A 24540-nucleotide genomic window follows, 5' to 3' on the forward strand; every position below is an offset into this window, starting at 1 on the left:
CGGGCCCGGTATCGGGCGACCGTGTCTACAGGGCGTGCCGTACATACCGCTCGATGACCTCGGTGAGCAGTTCCACGCCGTCCCGCGCCCACAGTGCGTCGTTGAACAGCTCCACTTCGACCGGACCGGTATAGCCCGCCGCGTCGACCCGTTCTCGCCAGGCACGCATATCGACGGCGCCGTCCCCGATCTGGCCGCGGCCGTTCAGCACCCCGGCCGGGAGCGGTGTCGTCCAGTCGGCCAGCTGGAAGGTGAAGATCCGCGAAGCCGCGCGGGCGACGGCCGCGGGCGCCCGGTCGTCCCACCAGATGTGGTACGTGTCGACAGCCACCCCCACCTGATCGGCGGGAAAGCGTTCTGCCAGGTCAAGAGCCTGATCGAGGGTGGAGACCACACAGCGGTCGGCCGCGAACATCGGGTGCAGCGGCTCGATGGCGAGCCGCACCCCGCGCTCCGCCGCGTACGGCGCCAGTTCGCCCAGGGCGTCGGCGATCCGTTCCCGCGCCCCGGGGAGATCCCGGCTTCCCTCCGGGAGCCCGCCGGAAACCAGGACGAGGGTGTCCGTGCCCAGCGCCGCGGCCTCGTCGATCGCCGCGCGGTTGTCGGCCAGCGCCTCGGCCCGCCGGCCGGGGGCGATCGCGGTGAGGAAGCCGCCGCGGCAGAGCGTGGTGACCGCGAGGCCCGCGTCGCGTACGAGCTTGGCGGTGGCCTCGATTCCGTATGCCTGGACGGGCTCGCGCCACAGCCCGAGCCCTGGCACACCGAGACGTACACACGCCTCGGTCAGGTCGGGCAGCGACAGCTGTCTCACCGTCATCTGGTTGATGCTGAAGCGCTTCAGCTCCGGCACCGGCCGATCGGTCACTGGTCCACTCCGTACACGCCGAGCAGGGATGTCATTCGCGCCTCCGCCACCGCCGGGTCGGGGAACAGACCGAGCCCGTCGGCCAGTTCGTACGCCCGCGCCAGATGGGGCAACGAGCGGGCCGACTGGAGGCCGCCGACCATCGAGAAATGGTCCTGGTGTCCGGCCAGCCAGGCGAGGAACACCACGCCCGTCTTGTAGAAGCGGGTCGGCGACCGGAAGAGATGACGGGACAACTCGACAGTGGGATCGAGAAGTTCCCGGAAGCCCTTCGTGTCGCCCGTGTCCAGGACGCGTACGGCTTCCGCGGCGAGCGGCCCCAGGGGATCGAAGATCCCGAGAAGGGCGTGGCTGAAGCCTCGGTCGTCGCCCGCGATCAGCTCGGGGTAGTGGAAATCGTCACCGGTGTAGCAGCGCACGCCCCTGGGCAGTGCGCGACGCAGCTCGATCTCGCGCCCGGCGTCCAGGAGGGAGATCTTGACGCCGTCGACCTTGTCCGGATGTTCGGCGATGACCTGGAGGAACGTCTCGGTGGCCGCGTCGAGGTCCGTACTGCCCCAGTAGCCCTCCAGCGCGGGGTCGAACATCGGGCCGAGCCAGTGCAGCACGACCGGCTCCGACGCCTGGCGCAGGAGATGGGCATACACGGTGAGGTAGTCGTCGGGGCTCTTGGCGGTCGCGGCGAGGGCCCGGGAGGCCATCAGGATCGCCTGTGAACCGGTCTCCTCGACGAGCGCCAACTGCTCCTCGTAGGCCGCACGGACCGCGTCCAGGGAATCGGAACCGTCCGCACCGGGGACCAGTTGGTCGGTGCCCACGCCGCACGCGATCCGGCCGCCCACCGCCTTCGCCTCGGCGGCGGAGCGCCGGATCAGCTCGGCCGCGCCCGCCCAGTCCAGGCCCATGCCTCGCTGCGCGGTGTCCATGGCCTCGGCGACACCGAGGCCGTGCGACCAGAGATGACGGCGGAAGGCGAGCGTGGCGTCCCAATCGACGGCGGCGGGCGCGTCGGGGGCGACATCGGCGTACGGATCGGCCACGACATGGGCCGCGGAGAAGACCGTACGGGAGGCGAGGGGCGCCCCGCCCGGTGCGAGGCGGGCGGGTTCGGAGCGAGGCCTGTACATACGCGATCCGCCGCCCGGGGAAGGCAGTCGGAGCGTCACAGTGCCAGCTCCGGTACCTCGAAGCGGCGGCCCTCCGCCGAGGACCGCAGCCCCAGTTCGGCGAGTTGTACACCGCGCGCGCCCGCGAGCAGATCCCAGTGGTACGGCTCACCGAGCGCCACATGGCGCAGGAACAGCTCCCACTGCGCCTTGAAACCGTTGTCGAACTCGGCGTTGTCCGGCACTTCCTGCCACTGGTCGCGGAAGGATTCGGTGGCGGGCAGATCCGGGTTCCAGACGGGTTTGGGGGTCGTGGCGCGATGCTGGACGCGGCAGCGGCGCAGACCCGCGACGGCCGAGCCCTGTGTGCCGTCGACCTGGAACTCGACCAGCTCGTCGCGGTTGACCCGGACCGTCCAGGAGGAGTTGATCTGGGCGACCACTCCGCCGTCCAGCTCGAAGATGCCATAGGCGGCGTCGTCGGCGGTCGCGGCGTACGGCTTGCCCTGCTCGTCCCAGCGACGCGGCATGTGTGTGGTGATGTGCGCCTGGACCGTGGTGACCCGGCCGAACAGCTCGTGCAGGACGTATTCCCAGTGCGGGAACATGTCCACGGTGATGCCGCCGCCGTCCTCGGTGCGGTAGTTCCAGGAGGGGCGCTGGGGGTCCTGCCAGTCGCCCTCGAAGACCCAGTAGCCGAACTCTCCCCGCACGGAGAGGATCTCGCCGAAGAAGCCGCCGTCGATGAGGCGCTTCAGCTTGAGCAGACCCGGCAGGAAGATCTTGTCCTGGACGACGCCGTGCCTGATCCCGGCGTCACGCGCCAGCCGGGCCAGTTCGAGGGCGCCGTCGAGATCGGCCGCCGTCGGCTTCTCGGTGTAGATGTGCTTACCGGCGGCGATCGCCTTCTTGATGGCCTCGACCCGCGCGGCGGTGACCTGGGCGTCGAAGTAGATGTCGATCGTGTCGTCCGCGAGGACGGCGTCAAGATCGGTGGACCATTCGGTGAGGCCGTGTCGTTCGGCGATCTCCCCGAGGGCGTGTTCGCGGCGGCCGACGAGTACGGGCTCGGGCCACAGCGCCTCGCCGCCCCCGAGGTCCAGTCCGCCCTGCTCGCGGATCGCGAGGATGGAGCGGAGCAGATGCTGCCGGTACCCCATCCGCCCCGTGACGCCGTTCATGGCGATCCGCACTGTCCTGCGTGTCACGAAGGTTCCTCCATATTGCCGTAGCAAGCGCTTTCTATTCGGTAAGAAGCTAGCCTGCGACAGCGAGCCGGACAAGAGCCCGGCTCCGATCCCGCACTGATCCCGTACCGGTCTCGTCCCGAATCCCGTCCCGAATCCCGTCCTGAACCTCGTCCTGAACCTCGTCCTGAACGCACCTCGATCACCCTCGTCCCCTCGGAGGAAAGCGATGACAGTCACCCTGGCGGATGTGGCGGCCCGCGCCCGGGTGTCGCCCGCCACCGTCTCCCGCGTACTGAACGGCAACTACCCGGTCGCCGCCGCCACCCGGGAGCGTGTGCTGCGCGCGGTGGACGACCTGGATTACGTGCTCAACGGGCCCGCGAGTTCGCTTGCCGCCGCCACCTCCGATCTGGTCGGCATCCTCGTCAACGACATCGCGGACCCGTTCTTCGGGATCATGGCGGGGGCGGCACAGACCGAGATCGGTGGCCATGAGGGCACCGGCCGGGCCGGCGGCGAGAAGCTCGCCGTCGTCTGCAACACGGGAGGTTCACCCGAGCGTGAACTCACCTATCTGACCCTGCTCCAGCGCCAGCGGGCCGCGGCCGTCATCCTCACCGGCGGTGCGCTCGAAGACCCGGGCCATATCGCCGCGATGACCACGAAGCTGGCGAAACTCGCGGACGCGGGAACCCGGGTGGTGCTGTGCGGACGACCGCCGTTGCCGGGCAGCGACGCGATCGTGGCCTCGCTGGCCTTCGACAACCGCGGCGGCGGGCGGCGGCTGACGGAGCATCTGCTCACGCTGGGGCACCGAAGGATCGGCTATGTCGCGGGCCCGCTGGAGCGGACGACGACCCGGCACCGGCTGGAGGGACACCAGGCGGCGATGGCGGCGGCGGGGCTTGGAGGTCCGGCGGCGGGCACGGGATCCGGCGCGGGGCGGGCGGGGCGGGAGGAGCTGATCGTGCACGGCCCCTACAGCCGCCGGTCCGGATACGAGGCGACGCTTGAACTGCTGCGCCGCGCACCGGATCTGACCGCCGTGGTCGCCGCCAACGACACGGTGGCGCTGGGCGCGTGCGCGGCGGTACGGGATCAGGGGCTGCGCATCCCGGAGGACGTCTCGGTGGCGGGCTTCGACGATCTTCCGTTCTCGGTCGACGCGACGCCGGCGCTGACGACGGTGCGGCTGCCGCTGTACGAGGCGGGAGCGCGCGCGGGCCGGCTGGCGATGGGCACGGAGACGCCGCCGCCGGGCGGGATCGCCACGATCACGGCCGAGTTGATGGCACGGGCGTCGACGGCGCCGCCGCGGGTGGACCGGGGCCGGGGCCAGCCGACCGGCTGACCAACTGACCGGCTGACCGGCGACCGGCAGACCGGTCAGCCGGGCGGGTGGCGCGCGGCGATGGCGGGCAACTGGTGGCGGGCGGCGGTGTCAGGCGGCGGGTGGCGGGCGGCAAGCGCCGGGTGGCAGGTGGCGGTGGCGGGCGGCAAGCGCCGGGTGACAGGCGGCGGATGGCGAGCTGACGCCAATGCGCGGATGGGGCCTTGCCGAGCGTCGATGGCGCGACGTAGCGTTGACTCAGTCAAAGAAAAGCTCGGGGGTTGATCATGGCCGTCCAGGAAATCCGCGCGTTCAACCGCTTCTACACGAATCTCATCGGGGCGCTCGACTACAGCAGGCACCTCTACACCCCGTACACGCTCACCGAGTCACGGGTGCTGTACGAGCTGGCCCACGCGCCGCGCACCGACGCCGCCGATCTGCGGGTCGAGCTGTCGCTCGACGCCGGCTATCTGAGCAGACTGCTGACCAAGTTCGAGAAGGACGGGCTGGTCGGACGCGCGCCGTCCGAGCGGGACTCCCGGCGCCAGCGGATCACGCTCACACCGCAGGGGCGCGAGGCCGCGGCACTGCTCGACGAGCGGTCACGGGAGGCAGTGGGCTCGCTGCTCGCCCGGGTCGAGCCGGAGCAGCGGCCCCGGCTCGCGGACGCGATGCGGACTGTGCAGGACATCTTCAGCGCCGACGGCCTGGGGGCGCCGCACCGCGACGAGCCGGTCCTGCGTGATCCGATGCCCGGCGAGCTGGGCTGGATCGTGCAGCGCCATGGCGCCGCGTACGCCGCGGAGTACGGCTGGAACACCGAGTTCGAGGGGCTCGTCGCCCGGATCGTCGCGGACTTCGCGGAGGACCACGATTCCCGGCTGGAGCGAGTCTGGATCGCCGAGCTCGACGGCATCCCCGTGGGGTCCGTGATGTGCGTACGAGACGACGCGCCGGAGGCACGGGACCAGGCTCCCGGCACCGCGAGGTTGAGGCTGCTGCTGGTCGAGCCCGGCGCCCGGGGACACGGCCTCGGGAAGCGGCTGATCGGGACAGTGGTGGATTTCGCGCGCGCGGCGGGGTATCAGGAACTGACGCTGTGGACCAATGACGTCCTCGCCGCCGCCCGCGTTCTTTACCAGCGCGCCGGATTCACGCTGGTCGCCGAGACCCCGCACCACTCGTACGGAGCGGATCTGGTCGGTCAGGACTGGCGGCTCCCACTCAGGACAGGAGCCACCTCGTCTCAGGAAGGGATAACACCGTGAAATTCGCCTTCTCCACCCTCGGGGTACCGGGTCTGCCCATCCCCGACGTCCTCGCGCTCGCCGCCGGGACCGGCTACCACGGGGTGGAGTTGCGCGCCCACCCGGAGGAGCCGGTCCATCCGGGCATCGGGCCAGGCGAACGGGCCGCGGTGGTTGAGGAGTTCCAGCGCGCCGGAATCGAGATCCTGACGGTTGCCGGGTATGTGCGGGTGGCGGAGGCCGACGCCGATGAGGAGCGGCTGCGGCAGGAGATGGACGAACTGCTGGGGCTGGCAGGGGATCTGGGTGCCTCCTTCGTCCGGGTCTTCCCGGGCGGCGGCGACCAGCCCTCGGCCGAGGCCGACGCGACGGCCGCGCGACGGCTGGGCGCGGCGGCCGAGCGGGCGGCGGACGTCGGCGTACGGATCCTGCTGGAGACACATGACTCGCACCGCACGGGTACGGCCGCGGCCCGGGTGCTCGGGCCGGTGGGGCACAAGCACGTGGGGGCGCTGTGGGACGTGATGCACACCTGGCTGGGCGGCGAGGCGCCGGCCACCACGCACGCGGCGCTCGCCCCGTACCTGGGCTATGTCCAGGTGAAGGACATCGCCTCGGCGGAGGATACGACGCCGCTGGCGCTGGGGGCGGGGGTGCTGCCCCTGGGCGAGTGCCTGGCGCTCCTCGATGACGACAGCTGGGTGTGCTGGGAGTACGAGAAGCGCTGGTATCCGGGGGTGGAGGAGTTGCCGGGGCTGCTGGCGGCGGGGCGGGAGCATCTGGAGGGGCTGGTCTAGGACTTCGGTGTCAGGGGCCCGGCGGGGGTGTTCGGGAGGTGGCCGGAGGGGGCGGAGGCGGCGGAGGACGGCTCGGCGAGCGCTGATCCGGCGGAGGCGGAAGCGGCGGGTATCGGCTCATCGGAGGCCGGTCCGGTGGGCAGCGGCTCGGGGTGGGGCGATGGGGCGGGGCGATGAGGTGGGTCCCCGGCGCGGGAGAGTGAGGTGAGGGCCACTCCCGCGACCAGCAGCGCCGCCGCGCACCAGCGCAGGGGGCTGATGGACTCGCTCAGCAGCAGCGCCGCCGAGGACATCCCGAAGACCGGGACGAGCAGTGAGAAGGGCGCGACGGACGAGGCGGGGTAGCGGCGCAGCAGGAAGCCCCAGGCACCGAAGCCGAAGACGGTCGTGACCCAGGCGACGTAGAGGATGACACCGACGCCGGTCCAGTCCAGGGCGCGCAGTGCTGTCAGGTCGGCGTCCGGGCCCTCGAACAGCAGCGAGAGACCGAGCAGCGGCAGTACGGGCACGGCGGACACCCACACCATGAAGTTCAGCGCGTCGGGTGGGGACGCCTTGCGGGTGAGCACGTTGGAGACGCCCCAGCAGGCCGCGGCGGCGATGACGAGCGTGAAGGCGAGCAGCGGGCCCGAGGTTCCCTCGTCGACCGCCGCGACCGCGATACCGGCCAGTGCGACAGCCATGCCCAGTAGCCGTACGCGGCCCGGCCGTTCGCCGAGGGCGACCGCCGCGAACAGGGCCGTGAAGACGGCCTGGATCTGGAGGACAAGCGATGAGAGACCGGCCGGCATGCCCTGATCCATACCGACGAAGAGCAGCCCGAACTTGGCCACACCCAGCACCAGCCCCACCCCGATCACCCACTTCCAGGCGACCTTCGGCCGACCCACGAAGAAGACCGCGGGCAGCGCCGCCGCCAGAAAGCGCAGAGCCGAGAAGAGCAGTGGTGGGAAGTGGCCGAGCCCGACCTCGATGACGACGAAGTTCACTCCCCAGACGGCGGTGACGACAACGGCGAGAGCGATATGAGTGGTGCGCATGCACAGAGGATCACCGGGCCGGACTATGTAGCACCAGCGCGGATTTCTTCATAGTGGAATTCAGCGATGCTTATGATTCTCCGGGAAAGGGGGCAGCGATGCTCGATCTGGCCAGACTGCGCGCGCTGCACGCCGTCTCCGTCCACGGTTCCGTAGCGGCGGCGGCCGCCGCTCTCGGCTATACGCCCTCGGCCGTGTCGCAGCAGATCACCAAGTTGGAGCGGGAGACCCGTACGACCCTGCTGGAGCGGCGCGGGCGCGGCGTGGCGCTCACCGACGAGGCACGCCACCTCGCCTCCACCGCCGAGGAGTTGCTCGCGATAGTGGAGCGCGCCGAGACCACGCTGGAGGAGCGCAGGGGGCAGCCGACCGGGCAGCTCGTCGTCGGGGCGTTCGCCTCCTCGGCGCGTGGCCTGCTCCCCGGCGTTCTGGCGGAGCTCGCCGTGCGGCACCCCACCCTCGATGTCCGGCTGCGGGAGATCGATCCGCATCTCTCCATCGATCTGGTGGCCCGCGGCGCGATCGATCTGGCGGTCGCCCATGACTGGGACATCGCGCCGCTGCCCGCCCCCGAGGGCGTGGAGCAGGCCGTCATCGGGGACGACCTGTGCGATGTGCTCGTGCCGGTGGCGCATCCGCTGGCGGCGCGGCCCTCCGTACGGCGGGAGGATCTGTCGCGGCAGCGCTGGATCTGCCAGCCGCCCGGGACGGTCTGCCACGACTGGCTGGTGCGTACGCTGCGCGCGGCCGGGTGCGAGCCCGATCTGGCGCACCAGGCGGAGGAGAACCACACACAGCTGGCGCTGGTGGCGGCGGGGCTCGGCATCGCGATGATTCCGCGGTTGGGGCGCGGGCCACTGCCCGAGGGGGTACGCGCGATCGCCCTCGACCCCGTACCGATACGCAGGCTCTACGCGCTCTGGCGGACGGGAGCGGCCAGACGTCCGGCGGTCACGGCGACCGTGGAGACATTGCGGCGGCACTGGCCGGTGGTCGCCGCCGCCTGACCGGCGGGCCGGGCCCGGTGACAGCCAGGGCCCGGTGGTGGGCCGGCCGTCGTGGCTCTGGGGCGCTTTCCGTGGCGCGTCCCTTGACTGGCATTTATTTTCCGGATATCCGTAAATCTTGGAAGTTTCCTTCACTTCCCTCGCAGCGCACGGCCGGAAGGAGCACCAGTGCACGACCGGACCATCTCCAGACGCGCCCTCCTCACCGCAACCGCCGTAGTGGCGGCGGCTGTTGCCACCGCCACCGTCCCCGCGGCCGCCGTTCCCCCGCCCCATGAGCGAGCCCCCGACCGGCTCCCCCTCGACCGCCGCGACCGGCTCCGCCGTCTCATCAGCCGGATGAGCCTGGAGGAGAAGGTCGGCCAGCTCTTCGTCATGCGGGTGTACGGCCACTCCGCCACCGCGCCCGACCAGGCCGACATCGACGCCAACCTCGCCGAGATCGGGGTCCGCACGGCCGCCGAGCTGATCTCCACGTACCACGTCGGCGGGATCATCTACTTCGCCTGGGCGCACAACACCCGTGATCCGCATCAGATCGCCGGTCTCTCCAACGGCATCCAGAAGGCCGGCCTGGCCCAGCGCGTTCCCGTGCCCCTGCTCATCGCCACCGATCAGGAGCACGGCATCGTCGCCCGGGTCGGCAAGCCCGCCACGCTGCTGCCGGGCGCGATGGCGCTCGGCGCGTCCCGTTCGCACTCCGACGCCCAGGAGGCCGCCCGGATCGCGGGCACAGAGCTGGCCGCCATGGGCATCAACCAGAACTACGCGCCGGACGCGGACGTCAACGTCAACCCGGCCAATCCCGTCATCGGCGTACGGTCCTTCGGCGCCGATCCACAGGCGGTGGCCGGGATGGTCACCGCCCAGGTCAAGGGGTACCAGAGCGCCGGGATCGCCACCGCCGCCAAGCACTTCCCCGGTCATGGCGACACCAAGGACGACAGCCACTACGCGCTGCCCACCATCCACCACACCCGCGAACAGTGGACGGAGCTGGACGCGCCACCGTTCCGCGCCGCGATCGCCGCCGGTGTCACCTCGATCATGACCGCGCACATCGTCGTCGCCGCCCTCGACCCCAGCGAGGACCCCGCGACCCTCTCGCACCCCATCGTCACGGGCGTCCTGCGCGAACAGCTCGGCTACGACGGCCTGGTGATCACCGACGCGCTCGGGATGGCGGGCGTACGGCAGAAGTACGGCGACGACCGGGTGCCCGTCCTCGCGCTGAAGGCGGGCGTCGACCAGCTGCTCAATCCGCCGGACCTCCGGGTGGCGTGGAACGCCGTCCTGACGGCGGTCAGGAGCGGCGAACTCACCGAGCGGCGCGTCGAGGAGTCGGTCCTGCGCATCCTCGAACTGAAGGAGCGCCTGGGGCTGTTCCGCGGCGATCCCTATGTCTCGTCACGGGACGTGGACCGCGAGGTCGGCACCCGGGCGCATCTCACCGCCGCCGACCGGATCGCCGACAGCACCACCACCCTCCTCGTCAACGGGCGCGGACTGCTGCCCCTGAGCCGCCGCCGGGAGAGGAATCTGCTGGTCGTGGGCGCCGATCCGGCCTCGCCCTCCGGGACGACGGGTCCACCGACGACCGTTCTGGCCACCGTCCTGACCGAACTGGGCTTCACCGCCACGGCCCTGTCCACCGGTACGGCGCCGACCGCGGCGCGTATCGAGGCGGCGGTGGAGGCCGCGCGGGGCAAGGACGCGGTGGTCGTGGCCACGTACAACGTCTCGGCCACCAGCACACAGCGGACGCTGGTCAGCGCGTTGGCCGCGAGTGGTGTGCCCGTTGTCACGGTCGCCATCCGCAATCCGTACGACATCGCGCAGCTGACCGGTGTCACCGCCTCCCTCGCCGCGTACTCATGGACCGATGTCGAACTGCGCGCCGCGGCACGGGTGATCGCGGGCCGGACGCGGCCCAAGGGCCGGCTGCCGGTGCCGGTGCAGCGCGCGGACGATCCGGCGCGGGTGCTGTATCCCATCGGCCATGGACTGGGCTACTGAGCCGACCGGCACCGACCCCCACCGACCGGGCGCCCAGGACAGCGAAGTGCCCGCCGTTCACCGGACCTGATGGCCTGGTGAACGGCGGGCACCTCACACAACTGTCCGGCTACGGCCTCAGGGTCTGCTGCCGCTCCACCTTCTGGCGGTCGAGCTTGGAGTCGAACGGAGCCAGCGGCTTCGCCTTCGACTCGTCCTGCTGCACGGCGGCCGGGGCGACGCCCGCCCAGGCGAGGATCCTGGCCGTGGCCTTCGCCTGCTGGTCCGGGACCAGACCCGCGACATTGGCGCCGTGGTTGGCGCCCGGCGCCACATACACATAGCTGTCACGCGCGCCATGACCGAGACGGAAGGGCTCCGCGCCCCACGGGTCGTTCTCGCCGTACACGAAGAGCATCTGGTTCGCGTGGTGACGGACCCAGTTGTCGACGTCCGGCATCGTCAGCGGGTTGAACCTCATGGGGATGTCGCGCGGTACGAAGTTCCGCGGCGGCTGGTAGCCGTACCGGCTCAGATCGCCCAGGTGCGGCTGCTTGATGTCGGGCGAACCCAGCTGGGTGCCGGCCTGGTAGTAATACGGCGTGTACGTCGTCAGGCCCTGGTCCGTATAGGCCGAGAAGCCGGAGATCGAGTCGACGATGTCGTAGATCTCCTGGTCGGAGACGGTGGCCGCCGGGATGCTGTCGCAGTCCGAGAGCAGGCTGTACTGCCAGAAGCCCCAGACGAAGTCGAGCACCGTGGCCTCGTAGGCCTTGTCGAGCGTGCCGATCGTGTTGAAGGTGGCGCCGTTGGCGTCCGCCCACTCCTTGAACTTCTGCTCCAGCGGCTCGCGCCGGACCAGCGCCTCACGCTGCACCGCGTTGAGCTTGTCGCGGCACTCCTTGGTGCCGACGCGCTCGAAGAACCGGTCGTACGCGGAGTCCTCGTTGTTCCACACGTCGTTGGGCGCGACATACGCGACGACGCCGTCCATGTCGCGCGGGTAGTAGCGCTCGAAGTACGTGGCGGTCATACCGCCCTTGGAACCACCCGTGGAGAGCCACTTCTTGGGGTAGATCTTCTTCAGCGCGGTGAAGATCCGGTGCTGGTCGCTGGCCGCCTGCCAGATGTCCAGCTTCGACCAGTCGGCCGGCTGCGGGCGCGACGGGGTGAAGAAGCGGTACTCCATCGAGACCTGGTTGCCGTCGATGATCCGGGTCGGCTCACTGCGGCTCGGGTTGGTGGAGACGTTGTAGCCGCTGGTGAAGAAGACCGTGGGCCGGCTGGTGTCCTTGTGCAGCAGCGTGATGCGCTGCTGGAACGTGCCCTTGGACGGCTTCCGGTGGTCCACCGGCTGCGTGTAGTTGAGAACGAAGTAGCGGTAACCCTCGTACGGCTTCTCCTGGATCAGGCTCATCCCCGGGATCGCGAGGATTCGGTCCTTGATGTCAGCGGTGTCGGCGGCGGTCTTTTGATCCGCACTCCGATCGGCGGCGGTGGCCGCGCCGGCTGTGGCCACCGTGCCTATCACCAGCACGAGCGACAGCACCCATCTCAGCGCCTTGCGCATTCACACTCCCTGTGTTCATGACAGACGCCGTGAACCTAGCCCGGTCGCTGCCCGGCCCGCCAGTCCCCTTGACCGTTTTATCCCGCCGGGCTCCCGCGCAATCCTCAGCAGAGGATCCAGCCGGTCGATCCTTTGCGCCCCGAGACGACCCCCGTCGCCCGTACGCAGCGGTTCAGCGCGTGCACCGTGACCGGGCCGGCCCGCCGTGTGTAGTCGCCGCTGTCCACGACCGGGCTACCGCCGCGCGGTTGGAGACTGACCGACATCGCGCGCCTGGGTCCGGGGTTCTTGGCGACGGTGACCGCGCAGGCGTAGGCGCGGTCCTTGTAGACCCGCAGCTCACCGGTGGCGAAGCTGACCGTCTTCTGTGGTCTGCCCGAACAGACCGACGCGGCCTCGGCGCCTGACGCACCGGGACCGGCCAGGACCGAGGCTCCCGTGGCGATCAGCACCACCAGACAGTGCAGAAGCGCTCTTACGATCCCGCTTCCGCTCCGGGCCGTCCCCGCCGAACCGAACACGAATGCCCCCCATGACTACTCGGGTGTACATGCGTACGACGCCTGGGGCGTCCGGACGGTTGCGGAACCGCGCCCCGTACCACCGCGTACCCCCTCCGCACGCCCCCGTCGCGCCCCCGCGGCCCCCGTCGCGCCCCCGCACCCCCGTCGCGCCACCGCGCCCGCGTCGCGTCCTACCGCACCACCGCGGGCTCCTCCTCGCCGATGAAGCTGCTCCACAGGCGCGTGTACCGGCCGTTGAGCGCGAGCAGTTGCTCATGTGTGCCGTCCTCCACGACCCGGCCGTGGTCCATCACTATCACCCGGTCCGCGCGGGCCGCGGTGGTCAGCCGGTGGGCGACCACCAGGGTGGTACGGCGGCCGGTGAGCCGGTCGGTGGCCTGGTTGACCAGCGCCTCGCTCGCCAGGTCCAGCGCGGCGGTCGCCTCGTCGAGCAGCAGGATGTCCGGGTCGACCAGTTCGGCACGGGCCAGGGCGATCAACTGGCGCTGCCCGGCGGAGAGATTGCGGCCGCGCTCGGCGACCTCGTGCAGATAGCCGCCGTCCAGCGTGGCGATCATCTCGTGGGCGCCGACCGCGCGGGCCGCGGCCTCCACCTCCGCGTCGGTCGCCTCGGGGCGCCCGTACGCGATGGCGTCCCGGACCGTACCGGCGAAGAGATACGCCTCCTGCGGTACGACACCGAGCCGGTGCCGGTACGCCGTCATGTCCAGCTCACGCAGATCCGTACCGTCCGCGGTCACCCGGCCCGCGGTCGGGTCGTAGAACCGCGCGACCAGCTTGACCAGCGTGGACTTGCCCGCGCCGGTCTCACCGACGAAGGCGACGGTCTGGCCGGCGGGTATGCGCAGATCCACCCCGGTCAGCGCGGCCTCCGCACCTCCGTCGGAGGGGACTTCGCCGCGGGAGACGCCGTCGACGGTGGTCCCGTCGGCGGGCTCGCCTCCGTACGAGAACTCGACGCCCTCGAAGGCGATCTCACCGCGCAGCGACAGCACGTCCAGCGGCTCCTTCGGGGCGGCCGTCGACGTCCGCTCCCGCAGCAGTTCCTGGATCCGGCCCAGCGAGACGGTCGCCTGCTGGTAGCCGTCGAAGACCTGCGAGAGCTGCTGCACCGGCGCGAAGAACAGATCGATGTAGAGGAGGTACGCGACCAGCGCACCGGTCGTCAGCGTGCCCGCCTCCACCCGTCCCGCGCCCACGATCAGCACCGCGGCGGCGGCCACCGAGGAGAGCAGCTGGACGAAGGGGAAGTAGACCGATATCAGCCACTGACCCCGTACCCGCGCCGAGCGGTAGTGGTCGCTGCGGGCCGCGAAGCGCTCGCCGCCGTCCTTCTCGCGCCGGAACGCCTGGACGATCCGCAGCCCGGACACGGACTCCTGGAGGTCCGCGTTGACGACGCTGATGCGCTCGCGGGCCAGTTCGTACGCCTGCACGCTCTTGCGGCGGAAGAAGTACGTACCGACGATCAGCACGGGCAGGGTCGCGAAGACCACCAGCGCCAGTTCCACATCGATCACCAGCAGCGCCACCAGGATGCCGAAGAAGGTGACGACGGAGACGAACGCGGTGACGAGCCCGGTCTGCAGGAAGGTCGACAGTGCGTCGACATCGGTCGTCATACGGGTCATGATCCGGCCCGTCAGCTCACGCTCGTAGTAGTCGAGTCCGAGCCGCTGGAGCTGGGCGAAGATCTTGAGCCGCAGCGCGTAGAGGACCCGTTCGCCGGTGCGGCCGGTCTTGCGGGTCTCACCGATCTGCGCCGCCCACTGGACGAGGACGGTCAGCAGACCGAGCGCGGCGGCCGTCCAGACGGCACCGAGGGCCAGCTGCTCGACGCCCTGGTCGATGCCGTGCCGGATGAGGACGGGGAGCAGCAGGCCCATACCGGCGTCCACGGCCACGAGCGCCAGGCTGACCAGCAGCGGCAGTCCGAACCCGCGCAGCAGCCGGCGCAGCCCGTACGCGTCCTCGGCGGCCACGGCGCGCGCCTCGTCGATCGCGGGCAGGTCGATGGCCGGGGGCAGCGCCTCGACCTGGGCGAGCAGTTCGGGCGTGGCACCGGGGGCCGCGGAGTCGGAGGAGCCGTCCCCGCGTGCCTCGTTCCGTTCCCACAGGGCGGGGGTGACGCCTCGCTCGGCGTCGAACTCCGCGTCGATCTCGGCCTGGAGGGCGCGGGCGTCCTCCACGGACCCCGGGGACCCTGGAGACCCCACGGACCCCGGGGACTCCAGGGACTCCAGTGGCTCCAGGGATTCGACCGATGTCTCGGACTCGGCCGCGACCGGGGTGTGACCGGGCGAGACCCCGCCCAGTTCGTCGGGCTCGGTCAGCAGCCGCCGGTAGAGGGCGGAGCGCCGCTGAAGCTCCTCATGCGTACCGATGTCGGCGAGCCGGCCGCCGTCCAGTACGGCGATACGGTCCGCCAGTCCGAGGGTGGAGCGGCGGTGGGCGATGAGCAGCGTCGTACGGCCGGCCATCACCGCCCGCAGCGCGTCATGGATCTCGTGCTCCACCCGGGCGTCCACGGCGGAGGTGGCGTCGTCGAGGACGAGCAGCCGGGGGTCGGTGAGGATGGCCCGTGCGAGCGCGATGCGCTGGCGCTGTCCGCCGGAGAGCGTGAGGCCCTGCTCGCCCACCTTGGTGTCGTAGCCCGCGGGCAGTTCCGAGATGAAGCCATGGGCCTGGGCGGCGCGGGTCGCCCGGAGGATCTCCTCCTCGGTGGCGTCCGGCTTCCCGTAGGCGATGTTGGCGCGGACGGTGTCGGAGAAGAGGAAGCTGTCTTCCGGTACGAGCCCGATGGCGGCCCGCAGCGAGTGGAGGGTCAGCTCGCGCACGTCATGGCCGCCGACGAGGACCGCCCCGTGCGTCACATCGTAGAAGCGGGGCAGCAGCAGCGAGACGGTGGACTTTCCGCTGCCGGACGAGCCGACGACGGCGACGGTCTCGCCGGGCCGCATCTCCAGCGAGAAGCCTTCGAGTACCGTCCGCCCGTCCTCGTACGCGAACGACACGTCGTCGAACTCGACCGATGCCTCGGCGTCCGCCGGCAGCTCCTTCGTACCGTCCTGAAGGGTCGGTTCCGTATCGATCAGCTCCAGCACCCGTTCCACCCCGGCCCGCGCCTGCTGCCCGATGGTCAGCACCATGGCGAGCATCCGGACGGGGCCGACGAGCTGGGCGAGATAGGTGGAGAAGGCGACGAACGTGCCCAGGGATATCTGCCCCCGGGTGGCCAGCCAGCCGCCGAGCGCCAGCATCGCGACCTGCCCGAGCGCGGGGACGGCCTGAAGCGCGGGGGTGTAGCGGGCGTTGAGCCTGACGGTGCGCAGCCGCCCGGCGAACAGCTTGCGGCCGGCCTCGCGGAGCTTGCCCGTCTCCTGGTCCTCCTGGCCGAACCCCTTGACCACGCGTACGCCGGAGACGGCCCCGTCCACGACCCCGGCGACTGCCGCGGCCTGCGACTGGGCGTACCAGGTGGCGGGGTGCAGCCGGGTGCGGCTGCGGCGGGCTATGAACCAGACGGCGGGGGCGACCGCCAGCGCTATCAGCGTCAGCGGCGGCGACAGCCACGCCATGATCACCAGGGAGATCAGGAACAGCAGCACATTGCCGATGGTCATCGGCAGCATGAAGAGCAGGCCCTGGATCAGCTGGAGGTCGCTGGTGGCGCGGCCGATGACCTGGCCGGTGGAGAGCGTGTCCTGACGCCGCCCGTCGAGCCGGCCGATGGTGTCGTACATCTCCGTACGCAGATCGTGCTGGACGTCGAGGGCGAGCCGCCCGCCGTAGTAGCGGCGGATGAACGTCATGACGTAGACGGCGAGGGCCGCGACGATCAGCAGACCGGTCCAGACGAGGAGGGAGCGGTCGCCGCTCCCGATGACATCGTCGATGACGACCTTGGTGATCAGCGGGACGAGAGCCATCACCGCCATCCCGGCGAGCGAGGACCCGAGAGCGAGCACCACATTGCGCCGATACCGCCACGCGTACCCGGTGAGCCGCCGTGCCCAGCCCTGCTCCGCCGCCGCCACTGAGTTCCTCCCGATCGACCTGAACTGCCGGAAGGCACCAACGCGGGCCGTCGCGGATTTCATCCCTCCGCAACACATACCGTTCCATGGGCGCAGACGCACTCGGCGGCGAGTCCTAGGACCCCGGTGCCCGGACCTCGTTGCCGGGGCCTCTCGGTACTGAGACCTCCGGGCGTCCTTCAGGCGCCGGCCCGGACGAGGTCCTTGTGGACGGCCCTGGCGACGGCCTGGACGGTGTTGATGCCGTCGTTCATCGTCCTGTCGTCGTGGGTGAGCACGGCGATCGTGTAGTCGTGGCCCTTGCCCGTGAACGCGCCCACACTGTGTACGCGCCAGCCGTGGGTGGACCGCTGGAGCCAGCCGTTCTTGAGCTGGACGGTGGCGCCGGCCGGGGCGCCCGCCGGTACGCCCCAGCGCTGGGACGGGACGACCTCGCGCATCCGGTCCAGGATGAAGGTGCGCGAGTCGGTGCTGAGCACGGTGTTCTTGGCGGTGATCAGGGACAGCAGCCGCCTCTCGTCCTCCGCGGTGATCTGCGTGAGACCCCAGGAGCCTCCCGCGCCCGGCACGGTCCGGGTCATCCCCGCCGCCTTGAGGAAGCCCTTGACCTTCGTGGGGCCGAGCTGTTTCCACAGTGCGCTGGTCGACGCGTTGTCCGACTTGGTGATCATGGCGGTGGCGAGCTCGGTCTCACGCTCGGTCAGCTCACGCTCGGTCTTCTGGGCGTCCCAGAGCAGGGTCGCGAGGACAGTGACCTTGACCACACTGGCGGAGTCGAACTGCTGCGTGGCACGCAGGCCGCACCGGGTATTGGTCGTGCGGTCGTCGACGGCGACGGCCGTGGTGGACTTCCGGCCCTTGAGCGACGCGGTGATGTCCTTGGCCAGCTCAGCCCCGAGCCCGGTCCTGTCCGAGGTGCAGGCGACGGCCGGAGCCGCCGCCGCGGCGGGCACCGCTCCCGCGGTCACCGGCGCGAGTACGCCCGCCGCCAGGGCGGCGGCGAGCGGGCCCCGGGCGCGCCGGAGTATTCGCTGGTGAGTCATGAAGGATTCCCACCCCTGGTGCGTCAGCGAGCGCGCTCTTCGCGGCGCGCTCGCTGAACATGATGCACACGTACGGGTGAATGGTTGTACGGCCAATCGATGTCGCGATTGTCACAACTGTCGCCCTTGCCACAGTCGCCACCCCACATCCCCGCCACGCCCGCGCCACCCCCCGACCCACACCCGCGCCACGCCCGACCCACCCCCCGACCCACACCCGCACCATCGCCCCGCACACCCGGGGGCGATCGGTCAGAGGTGGGTCGGGGCGAACATCCTGAGCAGGGCGGGCAGTACGACCACCGAAGGACCCGGTTCCGAGAGGGCCTTGGCCAGGTCCTCGCGCAGGGACTCCGGGGTGGTACGGACCGCCGGGACACCGAAGGACTCGGACAGCGCCACGAAGTCCGGGCGGGACAGCTCCGTGCCGGTCGCCTCGCCGAAGGCGTCCGTCATGTACTCGCGCAGGATCCCGTAGCCGCCGTCGTCCACGATCAGCCACGTGACGGGCAGGTCGTACTGCCGGGCGGTGGCCAGCTCCGCGAGCGAGTACATCGCGCCACCGTCGCCCGAGACCGCGAGGACCGGTTTCGTACGGTCGGCCGCCGCCGCGCCCAGGGCCGCGGGGAAGGCGTAGCCGAGGCCGCCCGCCCCCTGGCCGGAGTGCATCGGGCCCGGCCAGGCGGACCAGGCCCAGTAGGCGAGGATCGTCATGTCCCAGAAGCTGGGGGCCGCGGCGGGCAGGGCCTCGCGGACGGAGGCCAGCACCCGCTGCTCCAGGCTGAGGTCCTGGGCGGCGATCCTCGCCCGTACCTTCGCCAGGACCGTACGGACCGACTCGGCGCCCGTCGGGTCCCGGCGCTCGCGCACCGCGTCCAGCAGTGCGGCCAGCGCGTCGCGGGCGTCGGCGTGGATACCGAGGGCGGGGTGGTTGGACTCCAGCTTGCCGAGGTCCGCCTCGATCTGGATCACCTGGCCGCGCGGGCGGAACGTGTGGTAGTTCGAGGAGAGTTCGCCGAGTCCGGAGCCGACCACCAGCAGGACGTCCGCGTCTTCGAGGAAGTCCGTGGTGTGGCGGTCCTCCAGCCAGGACTGGAGCGAGAGCGGATGCTCCCAGGGAAAGGCGCCCTTGCCGCCGAAGGTGGTGACGACCGGCGCGGACAGCTTCTCGGCGAGCGCGCGGAGCTTGCCTGCGGCGTCGGCGCGTACGACTCCACCGCCCGCGATGATCGCCGGGCGGGCGGCGTTGGACAGCGCGTGCGCGGCCACGGCGGTCAGTTCGGGACGGGGCGGCAGCTCGCGCGGCGTGGCGTCCATGGCGGTGACGACCGGCAGGGACGTCCCGGCGAGGAGGACGTCCTGCGGGATCTCGACCCAGACCGGGCCGTGCGGCGCGGTGAGCGCGGACTGCCAGGCGGCGGCGATCGCGGACGGGATCTGGGAGGCGGCGCGCACAGGATGCACGGACTTCACGATGTCGCGGAAGGACGCCTGCTGGTCGCGCAGTTCATGCAGATAGCCGTGCCGGCCGCCGCCGAGCCCGGCCGTCGGGACCTGACTGGAGATCGCGAGGACGGGCGCCGAGGCGGCCGCCGCCTCCTGGAGCGCGGCGAGCGAGGTCAGGGCGCCGGGGCCGGTGGAGAGCAGCAGCGGGGCGACCTCGCCGGTGACCCTGCCGTACGCGTCGGCGGCGAAGCCCGCGTTGTTCTCGACGCGGAGGCCGACGTACTGGAGCGAGGACCGGCGCAGGGCGTCGAACATGCCCAGCGCGTGCTGTCCCGGCAGCCCGAACACAGTGGTGGCACCGAGCCCGTGGAGCGTCTCGACGACCAGGTCACCGCCGTTGCGCCCGGCGGGCGGGGCCAGGGCCGCGGCGGTCTGTTCCGGGGTGAGGGGCCGGGGCCCGTGGTCGTGCTCGTGGTCGTGGGTCACTTCGACGCCCTTCCGGCGGCGATCTGCCGGGACATGATCGTCGTCAGTTCGTACGCCGTGTGGGAGGCGGCGACGGAGGTGATCTCCGCGTGGTCGTACGCGGGCGCGACCTCGACGACATCCGCCGAGACCAGTCGGCAGGAGGCCAGTCCCCGCACTATTTCGAGGAGTTCGCGGGAGGTCAGCCCGCCCGCCTCGGGAGTGCCCGTGCCCGGCGCGTGCGCCGGGTCGAGCACATCGATGTCGATGGAGATGTACAGCGGCCGGTCCCCGATGCGCTGCCGCAGCTGGTCCGCGATCTCGTCGACGCCCCGGCGCATCACATCGGCGGATGTGACGATCCCGAAGCCCATCTTGGCGTCGTCGTCCAGATCCCGCTTGCCGTAGAGCGGGCCGCGCGTACCGACGTGGGAGAGCGCCTCCGTATCGAGGATGCCCTCCTCGACGGCCCGGCGGAACGGCGTGCCGTGGGTGTACTCGGCGCCGAAGTAGGTGTCCCAGGTGTCCAGATGGGCGTCGAAGTGGAGCAGCGCGACCGGGCCGTGCCGCTTCGCCACCGAGCGCAGCAGCGGCAGCGCGATGGTGTGGTCGCCGCCGAGGGTCATCAGGCGTGCGCCGGTCCCGAGCAGTTCGTCGGCGGCGGCCTCGATGGTGTCGACGGCCTCGTTGATGTCGAACGGATTGGCGGCGATGTCCCCGGCGTCGGCGACCTGCGCCAGCGCGAACGGGGAGGCGTCCTGGGCCGGGTTGTACGGGCGCAGCAGGCGCGACGCCTCCCGGATCGCGTTCCCGCCGAAGCGGGCACCTGGACGGTAGGAGACGCCTGTGTCGAAGGGGACACCGACGACGGCGACATCGGCGGTGCCGACCTCGTCGAGGCGGGGCAGCCGGGCGAAGGTGGCCGGGCCCGCGTACCTCGGGATCCGGGACGAGTCGACCGGACCGCGTGGACCGCCGTCGCCGCCCCCGGCGCCGGGGACCTGGGATTCGTTTCCGTTGCTGCTCATCGTCGGGCCTCTCCGGGTTCTGCTCGCGCGGCTCGGTGCTGCCGTATATAGGTCAACGCCGCCGCGTGCCGCTGTGTGGTGCTCTGTCAAGAATGGACCGGCCCACTGACAAGGGGGCCGGTCCGGATGGGTGTCCGGCGCCCTCAGCCCACCGGTACGGCTGGTTCCGACGGGGTTTCGGGGGTCTCGTCATCGGCCTCGCCCGCGAGCCGGCGCCGCCACGCGGCCAGCACCGCTTCGTCCGTCGGCCTGGTCGCCAGGCTGACGATCAGATAGGCGGCCAGCGAGGACAACAGCCCGTAGTAGACGGGCTCGTTGGCGAGGATGCCGTAGGCCGCCATCAGCCCCACGACGGCCAGGCCGCCGACAATCACGCCGGCCAGTGCGCCGTGCACCGTCCCGCGCTTCCAGAGCAGACCGCCGAGGATCGGCACCAGCAGTCCGCCGACGAGCAGGTTGTACGCGACGGTGAGCGCCTCGACGACATCGTTCAGCGCGATCGCGATGACGATGACGCCGATCCCCATGATCAGGATGAACAACCGGTTCCCCCTGACCTCGTCGTGCTCGGCGCCGTCCGCCCCGCCGCGCCGGCCGCCGACGCCCCGCAGCCGCGACCAGATGTCGTTGTTCGCGACGGTGGCGCAGGCGATCAGGGCACCCGAGGAGGTCGACATCACGGCCGCGAGGGCGGCGGCCAGCACCAGCCCCCGTACGCCCACCGGCAGTTCGTCCTTGACGATGGTGGCGAACGCGTCGTCCGCGCTGCCCAGGTTCGGGTAGAGCACCTTGGCGGCGGTCCCGATGACCGCTCCGGCCAGCGCGTACGCCAGACAGTACGTACCGGCGACGGTGCCGCCCCAGCGCGCCACCTTGTCGCCGCGCGCCGTGAACACCCGCTGCCAGATGTCCTGTCCGATCAGCATGCCGAAGGTGTAGATCAGCACATAGGTGAAGATCGTCTCGCCGCCGATGCCGAACGGCGCGAAGTACTCGTCCGGCAACTGCGCCCTCATCTCACTGAACCCGCCCGCCTTGACCACCGCGATAGGCAGCAGAAGCAGCAGCACGCCGACGGTCTTGACGACGAACTGCACCATGTCGGTGAGCGTGATGGACCACATGCCGCCGAGCGTCGAGTACGCGACGACGATCGCGCCGCCCAGGACGATCGAGACGGTGCGGTTCAGATCGAAGAGGACGTCGAAGATCGTGGCGTACGCGATGGTCGAGGTGACCGCGAGCATCAGCGTGTACGCCCACATCACGATGCCCGAGATGACCCCGGCCCGGCCGCCGTAGCGCAGATCGAGCATCTCGGAGACGGTGTAGACCTTCAGCCGGGCGATCCGCGCGGAGAAGAAGACGGAGAGGGCGAGCAGGCCGAGACCGATGGTGAAGACCATCCAGGCGCCGGACAGCCCGTGCTTGTAGCCGAGGCCGACCCCGCCGATCGTGGACGCCCCGCCGAGGACGATCGCGGCCATCGTGCCGGAATACATCCAGGGGCCCAGCCTGCGGCCCGCGACCAGGAACTCGCTCTTGGACTTGGCGCGGCGCATGCCCCACCAGCCCATGGCCAGCATGCCGGCCAGATAGACGACGATCACCGCGTAGTCGACAGCCATGGGCTCTCTCCGTCTCGACTCGGACTCTTCATCCCGCGTTCTTGTGGGTCATGACGGTAGGTGGCCGGAAAGCATCGCTGAAGTGTACGTTTCATCCATCTCGCGTACGAAAGATGGATGGAACATCCATGACGAACCCCACCGCGCGCCCCGCCGGTCCCCCGCCCACCCCACCGATTCCGCTGACCGCACTGCTGGCGGACCGGGATCTCGGGCTGCGCCGGATCGCCGGACCGCCGGACGACGGCTCCCAGGTGGTGCACTGGGTGCACACCTCCGAGATGGCCGATCCCTATCCGTATCTGCTCGGCGGGGAACTGCTGCTGACCGCCGGTGTCCAGCTCAGCGACGCGTACGCGGACGAGTACGCGGCGCGGGTGGTCGAGGCGGGCGCGGGGGCGCTCGGTTTCGGGGTGACGCCGGTGTTCGACACGGTGCCGCCCGCGCTCGTCGAGGCATGCGACCGGCACGGTCTGCCCCTGCTCGAAGTACCGCCGAGTACCCCGTTCACCACTGTCGCACGCGGGGTGTGGCGGCTGATGGCGGAGGCACGCCACCGCGAGCTGCGCCGGGTGACCCAGGCGCAGCAGGGCCTGGCGGCCGCCGCCGCGCGTCAGGACCCGGTGCCCTCGGTGCTGCGGCAGCTGGCGACGCGGCTGAGGGGCCGCGCGGTGCTGTTCGCGCCGGACGGCGCGGAGCTGTACACCACGGGCCAGGCGCCGTCGCCGGGGACGCGTACGGCTCTCGCCCGGCTGGCCCGGGTGGTACGGGGCGGACCCGCGTCCGCCACCGACACCGCCCACGGTGCCCATCTCGCCGCCTACGCGCTCGGCGGCGGCCAGGGCCTCGTCCTGGGCGTGGTCACCGAGGCACGCGCGGCCGGGGACCACACTGTCGCCGGCGTCGCGGTCGTCCTTCTGTCCCTGCTCACGGCCCCCCATCAGAGCGCGGCCGAGGCGGGCCGCTCGGCGGCGCTCGTACGGCTGCTGCTCGGGGCCACGCCCGAACAGGCCGCGCCGCTGCTCGGGCCCGGGCCATGGAGCGTGGTGCACGCGCGCGGCGGCGCCACGCCCTTCGCGGCGGGCGCGCTGGCGGCGGCGCTGGGCAGCGCGCTGGTCGAGTCGGACGGCACCACGACCCGGATCGTCACCGACCGTGAGGTCACCGCGCGGCCCGGCTGGGCCCTGGGCGTCAGTGAACCGGTGGAACCGTCGGGACTGGCCGCCGCCGACGCCCGCGCCGAGCGCGCGCTGCGCCGCGCCGAGGCCACCCGTACCCCGCTCGTACGCCACCAAGGGGAGGGCCTGACCGGTCTGTTCGCCCCCGAGGAGGCCGCCGCCCACGCCCGCACCCGCCTCGCGCCGCTCACCGGCTCCCCGGCCCTGGCGGAGACGCTGCGCGCCTGGCTCTCGCTGCACGGCAGCTGGGACCGTACGGCGGTGGCCCTGACCATCCACCGCAACACCGTCCGCCAGCGGATCGCACGCTGCGCGGCGCTGCTGGACGTGGATCTGGACGACGCCGATGTACGGATGGAGCTGTGGTTCGCGCTGCGCTGGGTGTGACAGGGGCGGACCGGCCCCCGGCCGTACGCGGGCCGCACGCTGAACACCCGGGCCGAACGTCGCGTCCGAATTCCGCCAGCGCGCCGACGGCCGGACGCCGACGCTGGGGCTCATGACCACGTACACACCCCTGCCCATCCCTCCCTCCGCGCTCAAGGAACTGCGCGACATCGACGACTCCGGGCGGCCGGCGCGGCCGTACATCGCGCGCGAGGACGGCGTCCCCCTCGATTGCGTGGGCAGCCCGCTGCGCTGCTGTCTGCGGGCCGTCGAGCCGGGCGACCGGGTCGCGCTCGTCTCGTACGCGCCGCTGCGCCGCTGGGCGTCGCAAACCTGGGCCCAGCCCGGCGCCTATGACGAGGCCGGGCCGGTGTTCATCCACGCCGACGGGTGCGAAGAGCCACCCGGCCACCGGGGGTACCCCTTCGCCCGCCCGGGGGCACTGCGCACCATCCGCCGCTACAACCACGACGGACACATCGTCGGGGGCCGCCTCTTCGAGATCCCGGACAACGCCGAGGCCGGGTTCGACCGGGCTTTCGAGGAAGCGTTCGCCGACCCGGAGGTGGCACTGGTGCATGTGCGGGCTCTGGAGTACGGCTGCTTCCAGTTCGAGGTCCGCCGACCGTAGGCGGTGGCCGGCGGGTGCGCCGG

Annotated in this window: 18 protein-coding genes; 7 read left to right on the plus strand and 11 right to left on the minus strand. The window is 71.2% G+C overall.

Going from position 1 to position 24540, the window contains the following annotated elements:
- Positions 1 to 25: 25 nt before the first annotated feature.
- From ABTZ59_RS02085 to ABTZ59_RS02095, 3 genes are read right to left on the minus strand one after another with little or no spacing between them, the layout of a single operon-like run.
- On the minus strand, positions 26 to 817 hold the full coding sequence (locus ABTZ59_RS02085; protein WP_351388792.1) for a sugar phosphate isomerase/epimerase family protein: 792 nt from the start codon (positions 815 to 817) through the stop codon (positions 26 to 28).
- Positions 818 to 861: 44 nt separating this feature from the next.
- Positions 862 to 2031: a dihydrodipicolinate synthase family protein gene (locus ABTZ59_RS02090; RefSeq protein WP_351388404.1), complete on the minus strand. Its 1170-nt coding sequence runs from the start codon at positions 2029 to 2031 to the stop codon at positions 862 to 864.
- Positions 2028 to 3179 carry a Gfo/Idh/MocA family protein gene (locus tag ABTZ59_RS02095; RefSeq protein WP_351388407.1) on the minus strand — a complete coding sequence of 384 codons (1152 nt, stop codon included), beginning with the start codon at positions 3177 to 3179 and terminating at the stop codon, positions 2028 to 2030. Before ABTZ59_RS02095 ends, ABTZ59_RS02090 begins: the two co-directional genes overlap by 4 nt.
- A gap of 208 nt (positions 3180 to 3387) precedes the next feature.
- On the opposite strand from ABTZ59_RS02095, the gene ABTZ59_RS02100 reads away from it, so the two are divergent.
- From ABTZ59_RS02100 to ABTZ59_RS02110, 3 genes are all read left to right on the plus strand, one after another.
- Complete coding sequence (locus tag ABTZ59_RS02100) at positions 3388 to 4512, plus strand: LacI family DNA-binding transcriptional regulator (protein ID WP_351388414.1); 1125 nt, start codon at positions 3388 to 3390, stop codon at positions 4510 to 4512.
- 266 nt (positions 4513 to 4778) lie between these two features.
- Positions 4779 to 5762: a bifunctional helix-turn-helix transcriptional regulator/GNAT family N-acetyltransferase gene (locus ABTZ59_RS02105; RefSeq protein ID WP_351388417.1), complete on the plus strand. Its 984-nt coding sequence runs from the start codon at positions 4779 to 4781 to the stop codon at positions 5760 to 5762.
- Positions 5759 to 6538: a sugar phosphate isomerase/epimerase family protein gene (locus tag ABTZ59_RS02110; protein ID WP_351388422.1), complete on the plus strand. Its 780-nt coding sequence runs from the start codon at positions 5759 to 5761 to the stop codon at positions 6536 to 6538. The genes ABTZ59_RS02105 and ABTZ59_RS02110 overlap by 4 nt, the downstream gene beginning before the upstream one ends.
- Here the strand turns inward: ABTZ59_RS02110 and ABTZ59_RS02115 are convergent.
- Positions 6535 to 7578, minus strand: a complete 1044-nt coding sequence (locus ABTZ59_RS02115) for an EamA family transporter (RefSeq protein ID WP_351388426.1) — start codon at positions 7576 to 7578, stop codon at positions 6535 to 6537. The two genes, ABTZ59_RS02110 and ABTZ59_RS02115, sit on opposite strands and share 4 nt — an antisense overlap.
- A 98-nt stretch (positions 7579 to 7676) precedes the next feature.
- On the opposite strand from ABTZ59_RS02115, the gene ABTZ59_RS02120 reads away from it, so the two are divergent.
- Complete coding sequence (locus ABTZ59_RS02120) at positions 7677 to 8585, plus strand: LysR family transcriptional regulator (protein ID WP_351388431.1); 909 nt, start codon at positions 7677 to 7679, stop codon at positions 8583 to 8585.
- Positions 8586 to 8753: 168 nt separating this feature from the next.
- On the plus strand, positions 8754 to 10601 hold the full coding sequence (locus tag ABTZ59_RS02125) for a glycoside hydrolase family 3 protein (protein WP_351388435.1): 1848 nt from the start codon (positions 8754 to 8756) through the stop codon (positions 10599 to 10601).
- 109 nt (positions 10602 to 10710) lie between these two features.
- Here ABTZ59_RS02125 and ABTZ59_RS02130 read toward each other — a convergent pair whose 3' ends face one another.
- The 7 genes from ABTZ59_RS02130 to ABTZ59_RS02160 form a co-directional block, all read right to left on the minus strand.
- Entirely contained in the window at positions 10711 to 12150 is a 1440-nt protein-coding gene (locus ABTZ59_RS02130) for a S28 family serine protease (RefSeq protein ID WP_351388439.1), read from the minus strand.
- A 104-nt stretch (positions 12151 to 12254) separates the two neighbouring features.
- Positions 12255 to 12608 carry a hypothetical protein gene (locus tag ABTZ59_RS02135; protein WP_374402765.1) on the minus strand — a complete coding sequence of 118 codons (354 nt, stop codon included), beginning with the start codon at positions 12606 to 12608 and terminating at the stop codon, positions 12255 to 12257.
- A 236-nt stretch (positions 12609 to 12844) separates the two neighbouring features.
- Complete coding sequence (locus ABTZ59_RS02140; protein ID WP_351388444.1) at positions 12845 to 16711, minus strand: ABC transporter ATP-binding protein; 3867 nt, start codon at positions 16709 to 16711, stop codon at positions 12845 to 12847.
- Positions 16712 to 16890: 179 nt separating this feature from the next.
- On the minus strand, positions 16891 to 17754 hold the full coding sequence (locus ABTZ59_RS02145) for a serine hydrolase (protein WP_351388447.1): 864 nt from the start codon (positions 17752 to 17754) through the stop codon (positions 16891 to 16893).
- 252 nt (positions 17755 to 18006) lie between these two features.
- Complete coding sequence (locus ABTZ59_RS02150) at positions 18007 to 19686, minus strand: thiamine pyrophosphate-binding protein (RefSeq protein ID WP_351388451.1); 1680 nt, start codon at positions 19684 to 19686, stop codon at positions 18007 to 18009.
- The gene (gene speB / locus ABTZ59_RS02155; protein WP_351388454.1) at positions 19683 to 20693 is read right to left on the minus strand and encodes an agmatinase; all 1011 of its coding nucleotides are present in this window, start codon (positions 20691 to 20693) and stop codon (positions 19683 to 19685) included. The genes ABTZ59_RS02150 and speB overlap by 4 nt, the downstream gene beginning before the upstream one ends.
- Before the next feature lie 143 nt (positions 20694 to 20836).
- Entirely contained in the window at positions 20837 to 22321 is a 1485-nt protein-coding gene (locus tag ABTZ59_RS02160) for a sodium:solute symporter family protein (protein ID WP_351388456.1), read from the minus strand.
- 113 nt (positions 22322 to 22434) lie between these two features.
- On the opposite strand from ABTZ59_RS02160, the gene ABTZ59_RS02165 reads away from it, so the two are divergent.
- Both ABTZ59_RS02165 and ABTZ59_RS02170 read left to right on the plus strand, forming a co-directional pair.
- The gene (locus ABTZ59_RS02165) at positions 22435 to 23886 is read left to right on the plus strand and encodes a PucR family transcriptional regulator ligand-binding domain-containing protein (protein WP_503001785.1); all 1452 of its coding nucleotides are present in this window, start codon (positions 22435 to 22437) and stop codon (positions 23884 to 23886) included.
- 112 nt (positions 23887 to 23998) lie between these two features.
- Positions 23999 to 24517, plus strand: a complete 519-nt coding sequence (locus tag ABTZ59_RS02170) for a DUF1203 domain-containing protein (protein ID WP_351388463.1) — start codon at positions 23999 to 24001, stop codon at positions 24515 to 24517.
- Positions 24518 to 24540: the final 23 nt, after the last annotated feature.

Source organism: Streptomyces sp. NPDC094034 (genome assembly GCF_040303865.1).
GTDB lineage: Bacteria > Actinomycetota > Actinomycetes > Streptomycetales > Streptomycetaceae > Streptomyces.